This window comes from Sedimentibacter acidaminivorans, assembly GCF_017873955.1.
GTDB lineage: Bacteria > Bacillota > Clostridia > Tissierellales > Sedimentibacteraceae > Sedimentibacter > Sedimentibacter acidaminivorans.
In genome coordinates this window covers 68,034-82,611 of the sequence record NZ_JAGGKS010000004.1, presented here as the reverse complement: position 1 = coordinate 82,611, position 14,578 = coordinate 68,034, and the positions used below count along the sequence as shown (strand labels likewise).

At 29.0% G+C, this 14,578-nt stretch carries 13 protein-coding genes; 9 read left to right on the top strand and 4 right to left on the bottom strand.

All coding sequences use genetic code 11. The features are described from left to right. Window positions 1-2: 2 nt before the first annotated feature. Genes J2Z76_RS07760 through J2Z76_RS16830 form a run of 4 tightly spaced genes read right to left on the bottom strand, consistent with a single transcriptional unit; the run spans window position 3 to window position 3,917 of the window. Window positions 3-2,054 carry a cell division protein FtsA gene (locus tag J2Z76_RS07760; protein WP_209511468.1) on the bottom strand — a complete coding sequence of 684 codons (2,052 nt, stop codon included), beginning with the start codon at window positions 2,052-2,054 and terminating at the stop codon, window positions 3-5. 25 nt (window positions 2,055-2,079) lie between these two features. After that, window positions 2,080-2,370 (bottom strand): EscU/YscU/HrcU family type III secretion system export apparatus switch protein, encoded by a 291-nt coding sequence (locus J2Z76_RS07755; RefSeq protein ID WP_209511467.1) that lies wholly within the window; start codon window positions 2,368-2,370, stop codon window positions 2,080-2,082. Next, window positions 2,357-3,796: a hypothetical protein gene (locus tag J2Z76_RS07750; RefSeq protein WP_209511466.1), complete on the bottom strand. Its 1,440-nt coding sequence runs from the start codon at window positions 3,794-3,796 to the stop codon at window positions 2,357-2,359. Before J2Z76_RS07750 ends, J2Z76_RS07755 begins: the two co-directional genes overlap by 14 nt. After that, complete coding sequence (locus J2Z76_RS16830; protein WP_280922379.1) at window positions 3,786-3,917, bottom strand: hypothetical protein; 132 nt, start codon at window positions 3,915-3,917, stop codon at window positions 3,786-3,788. The genes J2Z76_RS07750 and J2Z76_RS16830 overlap by 11 nt, the downstream gene beginning before the upstream one ends. A 310-nt stretch (window positions 3,918-4,227) precedes the next feature. On the opposite strand from J2Z76_RS16830, the gene J2Z76_RS07745 reads away from it, so the two are divergent. The 9 genes from J2Z76_RS07745 (at window position 4,228) to J2Z76_RS07705 (ending at window position 14,569) form a co-directional block, all read left to right on the top strand. Then, window positions 4,228-6,291, top strand: a complete 2,064-nt coding sequence (locus tag J2Z76_RS07745) for a chemotaxis protein CheA (protein ID WP_209511465.1) — start codon at window positions 4,228-4,230, stop codon at window positions 6,289-6,291. Then, entirely contained in the window at window positions 6,278-7,099 is an 822-nt protein-coding gene (locus tag J2Z76_RS07740) for a CheR family methyltransferase (protein WP_342455030.1), read from the top strand. The genes J2Z76_RS07745 and J2Z76_RS07740 overlap by 14 nt, the downstream gene beginning before the upstream one ends. A 4-nt stretch (window positions 7,100-7,103) precedes the next feature. After that, window positions 7,104-8,144: a protein-glutamate methylesterase/protein-glutamine glutaminase gene (locus tag J2Z76_RS07735; protein ID WP_209511464.1), complete on the top strand. Its 1,041-nt coding sequence runs from the start codon at window positions 7,104-7,106 to the stop codon at window positions 8,142-8,144. Between the two features lie 119 nt (window positions 8,145-8,263). Next, window positions 8,264-10,165 (top strand): flagellar filament capping protein FliD, encoded by a 1,902-nt coding sequence (gene fliD / locus J2Z76_RS07730; protein ID WP_209511463.1) that lies wholly within the window; start codon window positions 8,264-8,266, stop codon window positions 10,163-10,165. A gap of 32 nt (window positions 10,166-10,197) precedes the next feature. Further along, entirely contained in the window at window positions 10,198-10,575 is a 378-nt protein-coding gene (gene fliS, locus J2Z76_RS07725) for a flagellar export chaperone FliS (protein ID WP_209511462.1), read from the top strand. 8 nt (window positions 10,576-10,583) lie between these two features. After that, window positions 10,584-10,949, top strand: coding sequence for a hypothetical protein (locus tag J2Z76_RS07720; protein ID WP_209511461.1), 366 nt, complete (start codon window positions 10,584-10,586; stop codon window positions 10,947-10,949). A gap of 93 nt (window positions 10,950-11,042) precedes the next feature. Further along, window positions 11,043-11,648: a hypothetical protein gene (locus J2Z76_RS07715; RefSeq protein WP_209511460.1), complete on the top strand. Its 606-nt coding sequence runs from the start codon at window positions 11,043-11,045 to the stop codon at window positions 11,646-11,648. Window positions 11,649-11,654: 6 nt separating this feature from the next. Further along, the gene (locus J2Z76_RS07710) at window positions 11,655-13,526 is read left to right on the top strand and encodes a motility associated factor glycosyltransferase family protein (RefSeq protein ID WP_209511459.1); all 1,872 of its coding nucleotides are present in this window, start codon (window positions 11,655-11,657) and stop codon (window positions 13,524-13,526) included. A gap of 62 nt (window positions 13,527-13,588) precedes the next feature. Beyond that, entirely contained in the window at window positions 13,589-14,569 is a 981-nt protein-coding gene (locus tag J2Z76_RS07705; protein WP_209511458.1) for an NAD-dependent 4,6-dehydratase LegB, read from the top strand. Window positions 14,570-14,578 lie beyond the last annotated feature (9 nt).

Genomic DNA, 14,578 nt, shown 5'->3' with positions numbered 1-14,578 from the left:
AACTAGTTTAAATCAGAATCCCATTTTATTATAATAATATCATTGCTATAAATCAAATTGGTGTATGAAGCGTCTTTCCCATTATGAAGGATTACAATATTACCTTTGGGGTTTGTTGGATCAATATCAGTATAATTTAACATATCTGCAAAAATATATGGTTCATCTTTGTTAGGGAGTTTCACCTTTTTATCATTAATAGAAACTTCAATATATAAGTCTTCTTCACAAATTGTTTTTACTTCATCAATTAAATCTATTTCTTCATTAGACTTAATTTCCACATCAACATTAGCTTTTTCTTCAGCTGGCTCTTCTTCTTCTTTTTTAATTAAATCTATTGTATATCCGTTACACAATTTATAATCGAGATCTGCCATTTTCCCATTTGCAAAAAAGTTATAGAAACTTTTGTCTATTTCATAAATTTGAACTAAATCTTTAATTGTTTCAATTTTTACTATTTCAATTGAATCAGAGTTTCCTATTATATAATCATCTCTAACGTCCACTTTATTAACATAGTATTTAGTTCCAAAATCAACTTTGATTCCGTTGAAATAAACAAATCCCTCTATTGAATTACTTGCAATATCAGAAATTCTAACTACTGGTGAAGTTCCATCTATTGCTGGAATAACATCTATACAGTCACCAGGTTTTATGGTAGTTTCAATATTTGCTACACTAGAATTAACATAAATCTGAGCAGGTGTAGAAAATTCACCTGAGTAATATCTTTCACTTCCATTAAGGTTAAATCTCAAACTTTTGCCTGAAAAACCAATAAGTTTTTTAGAATCAAAACCAGACATTAAAATTGCATCCATAACCTTCATTTGTCTTATGCTATAAAGTCTAACTTTCGTTCCATTTACACTTACACTAAAGAAATCATAATTTTTATTTAATATTACGGAGTATGCAATTCCAACTGGAGTGATAAACTCTGGACCAAAATTATCTAATATAGATAAATCAACATTCTTTATGCTAGACTTGTTAGAAATTGCTATTCTTGATTGTGGAATATTAAGCAATTCAGATAAAAATTCTTTGATAAATGGAATCTTGCTTCCGCCACCAGCTAAGAAAACAGCAGCAGGAGGCTCTTTATTTAATTTTGTAATCTTTGAGGCTATTTCTACACATAAATCATAAACAGAAGTTTTTATAGTTTCTAATACTTCTTCCTTTTTTAAAGTTTGTGGGATACCTAATATATTTGTTATCTCTAAATTCCCACTGTCTTTACTCAAAAGAGTTTTAATATTTTCAGCTGAATTAAAATCAACTATGTAGTTCTTCATTATGCATTCTGTTATTTCATCACCAGCAATTGTAGCCATATCATATCCTACGATACTTCCACCTTTTGAAATGGCAATATCAGATGTACCAGCTCCAATATCAATTAAAACTAAATTTAATAGCCTTAATTCAGAAGGTATTATTAAATCCATTGCTGCAATTGGTTCTAAGGTTAAATTTACAACTTCCAGATTGTTGTTATCCATGCAAGAATAAAGTCCCTCAATTACAGTATGAGGTAAGAAAGCTGCAATAATTTCAATAGAAATTTTATTTCCTCTGTGACCAACTATATTAGAGATGCTTTTTCCATCCAAAGAGTAGCTCAATACACTATATCCAACACAATAAAACAAGTCATCTTTATTAGAAGTTTTAGAAAAGATATCCTGAGCAAGCTGTAATGCTTCAATTTCTATTGCATTTTTGAAATCAACATTTATAGGTTTTCTAATGTCCGAATCTCTCTCCAATATTATGCGCTCTGTTTTTAAAGATCTTCCAGCAGCAGCTATAGAAACTTTATCTAATTTAATACCCAAATTACTTTCAAGTTGATTTTTAACATTAGAAACAACTCTACTTACTTCATCTATGTCTTCAATTTGTCCATCAATCATTGCCCTTTGACTGTGAAATATACTTTCAATCCTTGATACTTTGAGTATATTATCAATATTTTCAGCTACTACACCTACAACAGATCGGGTACCTATATCTAAAGCAAAAATTACGTTATCCATTAATATTATTCCTTTCACAAATCATTTATTCATCAATATTATTGTCATTATTGACCTTAAGCTTAAAGTTTAAAAAGTACAAATAAATTTCTACAATAGCTCCGAACATTTCTTCTGGTATTTCACTCCCTACGTCAAGTTGTGACAATAAAATTGAAAGTGAGTCATCCTTGTATATTGGTACGCCATTTTCTTCAGCAATTTCAACAACCTTATTTGCTATATATCCAGATGCAGAGGCAATAACCATGGGGGCATTGTTTTTATTTGAATCATATTTGAGTGCTACGGCACGCTTGTTGTTATACAATGACATCTACTCCACTTTTCCTTTCTGAGAGATTATTGAACACTTCATTAAACCTTCTTTTTTTTATACATTCATTTATGTATATATCTGAAATAGTTATGTTTTTATCAATTAATATTTTACTTATATCACTTTTTATCGATTTAGTATGGTTTTTGAAAGAACTTGGAACGGAAATTTCAAGAGATACTTTAGAGTCTTTTAATACTAAAATCGTTTCAAAATAACCTATGTTTTGAATATCAAAAGTTAAAAAAATCTTATAAGTCTCACTAGGCTCATATTTATTTTTCTTTTCATTATCCTTGGAATTTTCATAATTTTTACTAATCCATAGTTCCGAGAACATAAACATCCCATTATAATTTAATGGAAGGAACATATGAGTCAAGGGAATATTTACATTTTGACTAAAAAGTAAGGATTCAGTAATTTCTTCCATTACACCTTTGTTCACTAAATTATTACTATCCTTTATGCCAGATTCAATAAGTTTTATAAATGAGTCAATTGAATCATTTTTGATAGTTTTAGTTGTTTCGTAATTGGTTATTAGTGATAATTTTATTTTTTGAAGTTCTTTATCTCCAATATTTAAGTTGAACTTTAAATAATCAAATAGATTATCCAAATCAGTAGAAAAATTTTCTTTAGAACTAGATTCAAGTCTAACCATGTTGTGAACTAAAACAGAAACATAATCTCTGACTGGGCCAAAATCATTCATTTTAGCTATATAACGACCGATAAATGGTATTATTTCATTTTTTAACATAGTTAAATTTATATCTAAACTATTTGAGTAATTATCTAAAATCAATTTATCAACTAAATCACTAAAAGGTTGCTTTAACATTTGTGGTAAAGTATTATATATATTTTTGAGCGACGATTGTATTGAAGTATAAGTTTCATCAACTGAAACAAAGCAATCATAGCTTTTTAAGAAGTTTCTAAGAACACTCTTAAAATCGTTATTGTTTAAATTGCTTTTTAAAATGTTTCTTAGAGAATCGAAAAAATCACCATGAAATTTAGTGTTTGAATTCTGCTGAAATTTCAAAAAATTTAATATTTCATTACCATCCATCTCTATACTTTTTAAAAAATTTTCAAATAAAGTGCTTAAAACGGGGTCAGTTTTAATATTATGGTTGATAAACTGATTATTTAATAGTATTTTTCTTGCGCCTTCAGACAATACAGGAGAATTCTTTAAGGCTTGTATAAATTTTTCAAAAACAGAATCTGAATTGTACTTAAGACCATTATTGTTAGTATTATTACCGCTTTCCTGTTTAGCAGGTTTTGTTACTTTAGTAGGGTCAACTACGTCGAAAGGTAAGCTTTCTTCAGTCTTAATTTTAAGCTTATTAACCCCGTTGTCATTAATAGGGGCATTTGTTTTTATACGAATATCATTATCTATCATGAATACTATCTCCTGTTAATAGTTCTATTACTATTATATCATAAGTACAAGCCGCTAATTGGCTTGTTTCACACCGATACAATAAATACATATCAGACAAAGACGCCAGTCCTTGTTTCATCTGTGTATTTATTATATCATAGTACAAGCCGCAAATCGGCTTGTTTCACAACGATTCAATAAATACATATCAAGCAAAGACGTCAGTCTTTGTTTCCTCTGTGTATTTATTATATCATATTATATTTATAACTAAAATAAAAGATTAATATAATCTATATACATATTTATCGGCAGATTTATAAATTAAATAAGGAGAAAAACAATTAAAATAATAAAATTTATAAAATTTTCGGTGAAATACTTAATAAATTTAAAAAAATGTCGATATAAATAATATGAGTAACTTAAGAAATGAAGGAGACCTGAATATGGATAATAATTTAGATTCTGTGCTGGACATGTATCTCTTTGAAGAAAATACTTTATTGGAACAATTGGATGAAATATTGCTTAAAGCAGAGAGTGAACAAGCATTTGATAAGGACTGTGTAGATGAAATATTTAGAATAATGCATACTATAAAGGGTTCGTCCGCTATGATGCAGTTTAATAGCATAATGACTATATCACATAAAGTAGAAGATTTGTTTTATTATATTAGAGAAAATGGTGTTGAAAAACAATATAATGAAAGATTAGTAAATTTGGTGTTTAAGTTTACAGACTTTATAAAAGGTGAAATTTCGAAGATAGAACAGGGGGAGGCTCTAGAAGAAAATTTAGATGATTTTGAAAAAGAAATTCACAATTTTCTACAGGTTATATCTGGAGAAAAATCTGTAGAAGAAAGTTCTACTGGAAATTCAGCTCCGTTGGAAGAGGCGGCGTTAACAGAAACATTAATTGAAAGCGATACAAGTACTGAAAAAATATATTGCATAAAAATATTCTTTGATGACGACTGTGGTATGGAAAATTTAAGAGCGTTTTTTATAGTTAATCAACTGTCTGAAATGGGTGTTGAATTTACCAATAAACCTGAAAGTGTAGAAAATAATAGTGAAGCGGCAGCAGAGATAGTAAAGGACGGATTCTTTGTTTTTTTAAAAGACAAAGATTCTCTAGATGCAGGAATACGAGTGGTAAAAGGAGCGTTAAATGTAAAAAATTACACTGTTATAGAATTTAATGACGAAAAAAAATCTGATAAAAGTTTGATTAAAAATAACAGTGTAAATGAAAATGAAGGTAGAAATATTAAAAGCCAAGTAAAAAAAGCAGAAAATAAAAAGAATTCAGAAGTTATTGGAAAGCATAACAAGCAGAGTTTAATAACTGTCAATCTTTCAAAACTTGATAGTCTAGTAGATATTGTAGGTGAAATAGTAATAGCAGAATCTATGGTATCATCAAATAGTGAAATCAAGAATTTAAATTTAGAAAGCTTTACGAAATCATCTAGACAACTTAGAAAGCTTACAGATGAATTGCAAGATATTGTTATGTCACTTAGAATGGTGCCCGTTTCGGGAATATTCCAAAAAATGAAAAGAATAGTTCGAGATATGGGAAAAGAATTAAATAAGGATGTTGAATTAGTTTTAATTGGAGAAGAAACAGAGGTAGATAAAACCATAGTAGATGGTATATCAGACCCAATTATGCATCTTGTGAGAAATGCTATGGACCATGGGATGGAATCAACTGATGAAAGAATATTAAAAGGTAAAGATCCTAAGGGAACAATAGAACTTTCTGCTTCTAACACAGGAGGAGAAATTCATATAACTGTTGAAGATAATGGAAAGGGATTTGATACAGAAAAAATATTAGCAAAAGCTAAAACAAAAGGATTACTGCAAAAGCCAGAAAATGAATATAGTGCAAAAGAAATATATCAGCTTTTGATGTTACCTGGGTTTTCAACTAATGAAACTGTAACAGAATATTCTGGACGAGGGGTTGGAATGGATGTAGTTAAGTCAAATGTTGAAAAAGTTGGAGGAACTGTTGTTCTTGATAGCAAGCAAGATAAAGGAACAGCCATTACATTTAAAATACCTTTAACACTAGCTATAGTATCGGGAATGCAGGTAGTAGTTGGAGATTCAGAATTAATAATTCCTATAAAAAATATTCAGCAGTCATTTAAAGTTAAATCTCAGGACATTATACACAATACTGATGGTCAAGAAATGATAATACTTAGGGATAAATGCTATCCAGTTGTTAGGTTACATAATTTCTTTAATATAGAAACAAATGTTACAAATATTGATGATGGTATACTCATATTAGTAGAAGCTGGAGAAAATAAAGTTTGCTTGTTCGTTGATAAAATAATAGGAGAGCAACAAGTTGTTGTTAAGCCTTTGCCAACTATATTCAACAAATATAAAATTAAAGAATCAGGAGTATCAGGTTGCTCAATATTGGGAGATGGTAGCATTAATCTAATATTAGATATTAGCAGTCTAATTGAAAGTTTATAATATGATAAAATTAACTGATGCAGAATTTTTAGAATTTGTGCAGTATATGCATAAAAATTACGGAATTGATTTATCAAAAAAAAGGCAACTTATAGAGGGCAGACTCTCAAATATGGTAGAGCGCAAAGGCATGAAAAGCTTCAGCGAATATATAAAAAGTATAAAAAGAAACGACCAACAAGAAATATCCTTATTAATAAATAAACTAACAACAAATTACACATATTTTTATAGAGAAGAAAATCATTTTAAATATTTAAGAGAAGTAATATTACCATACGAAGAACAAACAAACAAATTAAAAACAATAAATATTTGGAGTGCAGGTTGCTCCTCGGGAGAAGAGCCATACACCTTGGCTATGATAATTAATGACTATTTTCAACTAAAAAGAATGAGCTGGAAGGTACAAATACTTGCAACAGATATTTCACAAAATGTTTTAGATAAAGCAAAAGAAGGAATTTATGCTGAAGAAAGCATAAAAAATTTACCACAGTCATACAAAAATAGATTTTTCAAAAAAACTTCTGACAATAAATATGAGGTAACACCAGAAATAAAGAGTCAAATTACTTTTAAAACATTTAATTTAATGGATCCAATCGTTGCTAGAAATAAATACACTGTGATATTTTGTAGGAATGTAATGATATATTTTAATGCAGCTACTAAAATTGAGCTTGTAAATAAATTTTACGAGGCAACACAAACTTGTGGACATCTTATGATTGGACACGCAGAAACAATACAAAGAGGTCAGTCAAAATACAAATATATTTGCCCGGCAATATACAAGAAGGAATGATAGTATGAAAAGAGACAAAATAAAAGTATTAATAGTAGATGACTCCTTATTGTTTAGAGGTATACTTAGAAAGCAGCTAGGTGAGGACGAAGATATTGAAATTGTTGGTTCTGCCATTGATCCAATAGATGCATTAGATAAAATTGATAAGCTAAATCCTGATATATTGACGCTAGATGTTGAAATGCCTAAAATGAGCGGATTGGTTTTCTTGAATAAAATTATGGCAGAAAAACCTCTTAAGGTTGTTTTAGTTAGCTCCATGAATATAAGTGTATTTGATGCACTGCATGCAGGCGCTGTAGATTTTGTCAAGAAACCAGATATGTCATCAGAAAATGATATGGCTAATTTTTTTAAAGAATTAAAGTCAAAGCTAAAAGTAGCATCAGTTGCCAATTTAAAAACAAATAATGTAGCTGAAAAGGTTGATTTATCATCATTAGATAGTTCAAAAATAAATGTAAGTTCAACAAAGAAAATTATCGCAATAGGGGCATCAACTGGAGGTACTGAGGCAACACTTGAAGTTTTAAAGCAATTACCAAAAGAAACCCCTGGCATATTAGTTACACAGCATATGCCAGCAGGATTTACAAAAATGTATGCTGAGAGATTAAATAAAATTTGTAACATGGAAGTTAGAGAAGCGAAAAACGGAGATAGAGTAGAAGCCGGATTAGTTCTAATAGCACCTGGTGATAATCAAATGAAAATATTAAAAGATGAAAAAGGATATTTTGTAACATGCAGACCAGGAGAAAAAGTAAGTGGTCACTGTCCATCAGTTGATGTGTTATTTAACTCAGTTGCAGAAGTTACAGGGAAAAATTCCGTTGGGATCATACTCACAGGTATGGGTAAAGATGGAGCAGCAGGTCTACTCAATATGAAAAAATCTGGTGCATATACAATTGGACAAGATAAAGAATCCTGTGTAGTTTATGGAATGCCAATGGTAGCATATAACATAGGTGCTGTAATAGTTCAATCATCAATTGGAAATATATCAGACTTACTAATAAAGCACCTAAACAAAAGTTAATTAATTTGTAGGGGCGGGTTCCACCAGCAACACTAGAAAACATAATTTGTAGGGAACGCATTGCATGCGTACCGAAACACTAATATAGAAAATAAAGCAAAACAAGAAAGGAGCAAAACATGTCAATATTATCAATGAACTTATATGGCTCATCAACTAGCAACCGTATAGTCGGAATGGCTTCAGGACTAGATACTGATACATTAGTAGAACAAATGGCAGCAGGTACGAAGAACAAAATAAATCGGGCATACCAATCTAAACAAAAATTACTTTATAGGCAGGAAGCATATAGAGAAATAAGTACAAAACTGGTAGCGTTTAGTGATAAGTATTTATCATTTTCATCAAGTAAGAGTACAAATATTTTGAGCAACAGTTTTTTTGATTCTAGCACAATTAAATCATCATCAGATTATGTTAGTGTATCTGGAAATAGCGATAGTATTAAAAATTTCAAAATTACAAATGTAGCAAGTGTTGCAACAAATGCAAGCTTTACTTCTACTTCTACTATATCAAATAATATAATATCGACTAGCGGCATCTCTTCAGCTGATATTGCAGTAAAATCAACATCTGATATTACAATTGATTTTAACGGAGTAAAAAAAACTATAAACTTATATGATGCCAGTGGCGTTACTAATGCAACGAAACTGCAAGCAAAATTAGATAATGCATTTGGAAAAGATAAAATAAAAGTAAATGTTGATGCTAATAACAACTTTATTACTGGTTTCGAAACAGGAGATGCTGTTTCTAAAGACACAGATGTATTTGGAATAACAGATATTAACGATGTTACATTAGGCGTTACAGAAGGTACATACAATAGGATTTCTAAATCTACTGCAATTGTAGATTCAGGCATAAAAGGTCCTCTTAATGTAGGTACAGATGGTAAATATCACATAACAATAAATGATGAAAAGTTTACATTTGAAACAACTGATTCCTTAAATGATATAATAAGTGAAATAAATAATAATTCTAATGCCGGAGTAACAATGTATTATTCTTCTGTGACCGATAAAATTACGGTAAAATCTGATGACACTGGCTTAGGTTCACGCATTAATATTAGTGACGATGCTGATGGAGGCAGTTTATCAGCTTCATTATTTGGACCATTACCAGTAAATACAAATGGAACTGATACAGAAATTACATATTCATTAAATGGGGTTGATAATTTAACAATAAGACGTAGCACATCTAGTTTCGCGATTGATGATATAAACATAGATTTAAATCAAAATGCAGTTGGTAATATCATTTCATCAGACCCTACAACAGCTACAACTTTCAACGTTACAAAAAACACAGACGATATAATAAAAAATGTAAAACAGTTTATAGATGATTACAATGAAATAATCTCTTTAATTAGTAAAAAGACAACAGAAAGACCAAACCGCGATTTTCAGCCATTAACTCCAGATCAACAGGATGAAATGGAAAAAGATGATATTGATAGTTGGAATGAACAAGCAAAAAAAGGTATGCTTTATGGCGACAGTAAAATGGACAATGTATTGAGAAACTTAAGAAATGTTATGTCGAACAAAACATCAGTGAGCACTTTAACATTATCAAGTATTGGGATAGCTCCAGCAAGTTATGATACAAGCGGAAAACTAGTATTTAATGAAGAAACTTTTAAAACTAAACTAAATGAAAATCCTGAAGAAGTAATAAATTTATTTACCAAAAGTGCTACTGAAACAAATGGTGTGTCGGGGATAGCGAAGCAAGTTCAAAGTATTTTGCAAGCTAATGTAGGAACATTCGGAGGAACAGGAACTCTCATTGAAGAAGCAGGCTTATCAGATGGACTTACAGCGGATAAAAACTTTTTATCTAAAAGTATGGCAGAGTACGATAAAAAAATGGCTAAATTAAAGGATGATTTAGCTGATGAAAAGGAAAGATATTATAAAAAATTTACTGCTCTAGAACAAGCGCTAAATTCTCTCAATAATCAAAGTTCATGGCTAACAAGTATGATGAGCCAATAAAATAGGAAATAAAAAAAAGACAGAGGTACATTATGTTAAATCCATATGAACAATATAAACAAACATCAGTAAATACAATGACAAAGGGAGAATTACTCTTAAGCTTATTTGATGGAGCAATTAAAAAATTAAATCAAAGCAAGATATTAATGGACAATAATGAATATGAACAATCAAGAGTTCTTTTAGAAAAATGCCGAGAAATATTTAATTATTTAATTATAACATTAGATTACAGTTATGAAATGTCAAATGAATTAAAAGAAATGTATTCCTTTTTTAATAGAGAAATAGTAAAAGCAATTTTTTCAAGAAAAACAAAACCTATTGAGGATATTCTCCCTCTAGTAAGAGATTACAGAGATACATGGGAACAAGCAGATAAACTAGCAAGAACTTCTAAGAATTAAGGTGAAATATGATAAATTTATTGCAGGAAAAACTAGAAGCAATTGAAAATTTAAGAAATTATACGAAACAAATTTTGTCGCTTTCTTTTAAAATAGATTTTAATAAAATAAATGAAATGATTCAAAAAAGACAAAAGTATAAAGAATCTATTGATTTAATTGATGCAAAGATTAATGAATTAAAATCTAGAGAAATATTTAGTGAAGATTCAAAAATAATTAAAGACATAAAAGGGGACATTGAAAAGTCTATTCAGCAAGTAATAGAAATGGATAAAGAAATACGTAAAAAAATAAATGAAGAGTTAATAATTATAAAACAAAATAACTTCCAAGATAATGAAACTTCAAGAGTATTAAATATTAAAGTTTAAGAAATATATTTTTTTATTCGTAAGATAACGTGAGGTGCTTAGTAGAAAAATAATATTGTATTATCAAGGAAAAGATAAAGGGGTCGGTGAATTATGTACATTCAAATACAAAACAAAATATTAGAGTTCGAAAATAAATTGGAGATTACTCAACAAATATTGAATAGCATTGATGAACTTTTGAAAAAAGAGAATTTGCAATTTTCTCATTTGATTATTGATGGTGAGGTCATATATGATGATTTTTATAACTATATTAATGAAAATATTAAAAATATAGAAAAAGTAGAAGTTGTTGTTTTAACTCTTGACGAGATGATTAAAGAAATGATTTTGTCATCTTATAATTATGTAAAGAATGCAATTCCAATAATTAATAAACTGGCAGAAAAATTTTATCAAAGACCAAGTGAAAACACTTGGTCTGAATTATCAGATTTATTTGAAGGTATTCAGTGGATTATGGAATCTCAAACTCAGATTAATTCTATTAATAATTTAGATACTGTAGTAAATGATTATGATATTTGGAATGAGTATGTTCAAGAGATATCAAAACTTCATAATATTATTCCTGAGCTAGAGAATGCAATTTTAGGAAAAGACAATATATTAATTGGGGATATTACTTTGTATGAAATAGTGCCTGTATTTGAAGCTATGTTAAAAAAATTAGAATTTTTAACATTTGGAGAGTAGACAAAAATGTTAGCAGATAATATTATATTTCTTAAAAGAAACCACCCAGAATTGTATACTGAATTGAAAAAAATAGAAGAAAATAAAGCTCAAAGTAATATTACCATAGAAAATACTAAAAATAATCAAAAAACAGTAAAAATTGAAAAAGACAATGGGTGTATTTATTTGCATAGCAAATATAATCCCTTTCGAGAAGCAGAGTCAATTATAAATAAATTAGAAGAAGAAAATGTTGATAAAGATACACACGTTATTTTTTATGGAATAGGTCTTGGTTATCACCTAGATGTATTTATAAAAAGGTATCCCAATACATCATTTTCTATTTATGAACCATCTATAGAGATATTTCGATATTTTCTTGAAGAATATAATATTCAAAGTTCACTTTTACGCAATTTAGAAATACTAAAATGCGAGTATAAACAAGAAATTTTAGATGACTTTTTTAAGGTGCTTTTAAAGAAAACAGATAAGAAAATCGTCATAATGGAGTTGCCAATTTATGCAAATGTTTTTGAAGAACAGTATAGTGCATTTTTAAATAAATATAAGGAGTTAATTAAAAATAAAAGAAGATCAATGCTAGCAAATTTTGCTTATCAAAAAAGATGGATAATAAATAGCATGAAAAACCTAAGAGATGTTTTATCAACTCCAAATATAATAATGGAAAAGAGTGGTGAATTTAAAGGTAAAACGGCTATATTAGTAGCAGCAGGACCATCTTTAAATGAAGAAATTGAAAATTTGAGAACTATCAAGGATAAAGGTTTGGCATATATATTTAGCGTAGGTTCAGCTGTAAATACTCTTATTTATAATAATATAAATCCAGATGCAGCTTGTACCTATGACCCATCAGTTATTAATCAAAAAGTATTTAAGTCTATAAAGGAAAAAGGGATTAAAGATATTCCTTTAATATTTGGTTCATCAGTAGGATATGAAACTCTAGAAAATTATTTAGGGAATAAATATCATATTATAACAAGTCAAGATTCAATAGCAGGATATTATTTAAAAAGTGAAAGTGATGAGAGTATAAGTATAGTATATGATGCTCCATCTATTGCAGTAGTTACCATGCAACTATTGTGTACCCTGGGTTTTAGCAATGTTTTGTTAGTAGGGCAAAATCTTGGGTTTCGTGGCAAAGAACGTTATTCAGAAGGAATCTCCTATAGCAGAGACCTTACTGATGAAGAAATAAAAAAGGGTATATGGGTTAAGGATGTTTATGGAAACGAGATACTAACCAATGACGGATTTAATTCAATGAGACTACAAATGGAAAGTTATATTGAACTCTTTTCAAATGTAAATGTTGTTAATACAACTAAAGGTGGAGCAAACATCAAAGGAACAGAGTTTATAGAATTAAAAGAGATAATGGAAAAAAGTTTAAATGAGAAGATGGTAGAAGGAAATTCATTGGATATAAATAAAACAAGTTATGATAAAAAGCATTTAGAGTCTCAATCTAAACTCATGGATAAAGCTTATAATGATGCCTTAAAGATAAACAAAGAATACAAAGAAATACTAAGTAAAATAGAAAAAGCTATAAATAATAGAAGATATACTAATGTTGAAAATTTATATTTAAATCTTGATAAAGAACTAAGAAAAATTGAACATAATTATTTCTATAAAACATTTATACTTCCTATGAATAGAGTTCAATATGAGATGTTGGCGGATAGTATAGTTAGCTTAAATAATGATAGAAATCCAGACAAAAAAGCCAGAAGAGTATTAGAGGGTTTTGGAAAGTTTATAGATATATGTATTAAGGATATGGATATGATTAAGCCAATTTATGATGAAATGAATTCAGATATTGTTGAATATATAAGTAGTAACAGTATATAATATTATTGATTATATGTTAATTTTTGCATATTTGCTAAAAAAGAAATTAGAGGTTGAATACTATGAATAAAATTCTAGTTACTGGGTCAGATGGCTTTATAGGAAGTCATTTGACAGAAGAATTAGTAAGACAAGGAAAAAATGTAAAAGCATTTGTTTATTATAATTCATTTAATACTTGGGGATGGCTTGATACACTTCCAAAAGAAATCTTAAATGAAATAGAGATTTTTCAAGGAGATGTTAGAGATCCTAATGGTTTAAGAGAAGCGATGCATGGAATTGATGAGGTTTTTCACCTTGCAGCTCTTATTGCAATTCCATTCAGCTATCATTCACCAGATATGTATGTTGATACAAATATAAAAGGGACATTAAATGTATTGCAGGCAGCAAGAGATTTAAACACAAGACGTGTATTTGTTACATCAACATCAGAAGTTTATGGTACTGCACAATATGTTCCAATAGATGAGAATCATCCATTTCAAGGACAATCTCCATATTCTGCTACAAAAATAGGTGCAGATAGATTGGCAGAATCATTTTATAGATGTTTTAATATGCCTATTACTATAGTAAGACCATTTAATACTTATGGACCTCGTCAATCCGCAAGAGCAGTAATTCCTACAATAATCACACAGTTGCTTTCAGGAAAAGAGGAAATTAAGCTTGGATCATTAACTCCAACTAGGGACTTTAACTATGTTAAAGATACGGTTAATGGGTTTATTGAGATATCCAAATCAGATAAAACTGTAGGTGAAGAAATTAATATTGCAACTCAACAGGAAATATCAATAGAACAGCTTGCCAAAGAATTAATAAGGCAAATTAATCCTAATGCAAAAATTAGATGTGATGAGCAAAGGTTAAGACCTGAAAAGAGTGAAGTGAATAGATTGCTTGGGTCTAATGAAAAAATTAAAAAATTAACTGATTGGAAAACACAGTATACATTTGAGCAAGGGTTAGCTGAAACTATAGAGTTTTTCAGAAATAATATAGATAAATATAAATCAGATATTTATAATATTTAATTGGAGGAG

Bases quoted from the DNA above. Each gene is read 5' to 3' on its own strand.
- J2Z76_RS07755 (WP_209511467.1), bottom strand. From the start codon at position 2,370: ATGTCATTGTATAACAACAAGCGTGCCGTAGCACTCAAATATGATTCA.
- J2Z76_RS07745 (WP_209511465.1), top strand. From the start codon at position 4,228: ATGGATAATAATTTAGATTCTGTGCTGGACATGTATCTCTTTGAAGAA.
- J2Z76_RS07735 (WP_209511464.1), top strand. From the start codon at position 7,104: ATGAAAAGAGACAAAATAAAAGTATTAATAGTAGATGACTCCTTATTG.
- J2Z76_RS07705 (WP_209511458.1), top strand. From the start codon at position 13,589: ATGAATAAAATTCTAGTTACTGGGTCAGATGGCTTTATAGGAAGTCAT.
- J2Z76_RS07710 (WP_209511459.1), top strand. From the start codon at position 11,655: ATGTTAGCAGATAATATTATATTTCTTAAAAGAAACCACCCAGAATTG.
- fliS (WP_209511462.1), top strand. From the start codon at position 10,198: ATGTTAAATCCATATGAACAATATAAACAAACATCAGTAAATACAATG.
- fliD (WP_209511463.1), top strand. From the start codon at position 8,264: ATGTCAATATTATCAATGAACTTATATGGCTCATCAACTAGCAACCGT.
- J2Z76_RS07715 (WP_209511460.1), top strand. From the start codon at position 11,043: ATGTACATTCAAATACAAAACAAAATATTAGAGTTCGAAAATAAATTG.
- J2Z76_RS07720 (WP_209511461.1), top strand. From the start codon at position 10,584: ATGATAAATTTATTGCAGGAAAAACTAGAAGCAATTGAAAATTTAAGA.
- J2Z76_RS16830 (WP_280922379.1), bottom strand. From the start codon at position 3,917: ATGAAACAAGGACTGGCGTCTTTGTCTGATATGTATTTATTGTATCGG.
- J2Z76_RS07750 (WP_209511466.1), bottom strand. From the start codon at position 3,796: ATGATAGATAATGATATTCGTATAAAAACAAATGCCCCTATTAATGAC.
- J2Z76_RS07760 (WP_209511468.1), bottom strand. From the start codon at position 2,054: ATGGATAACGTAATTTTTGCTTTAGATATAGGTACCCGATCTGTTGTA.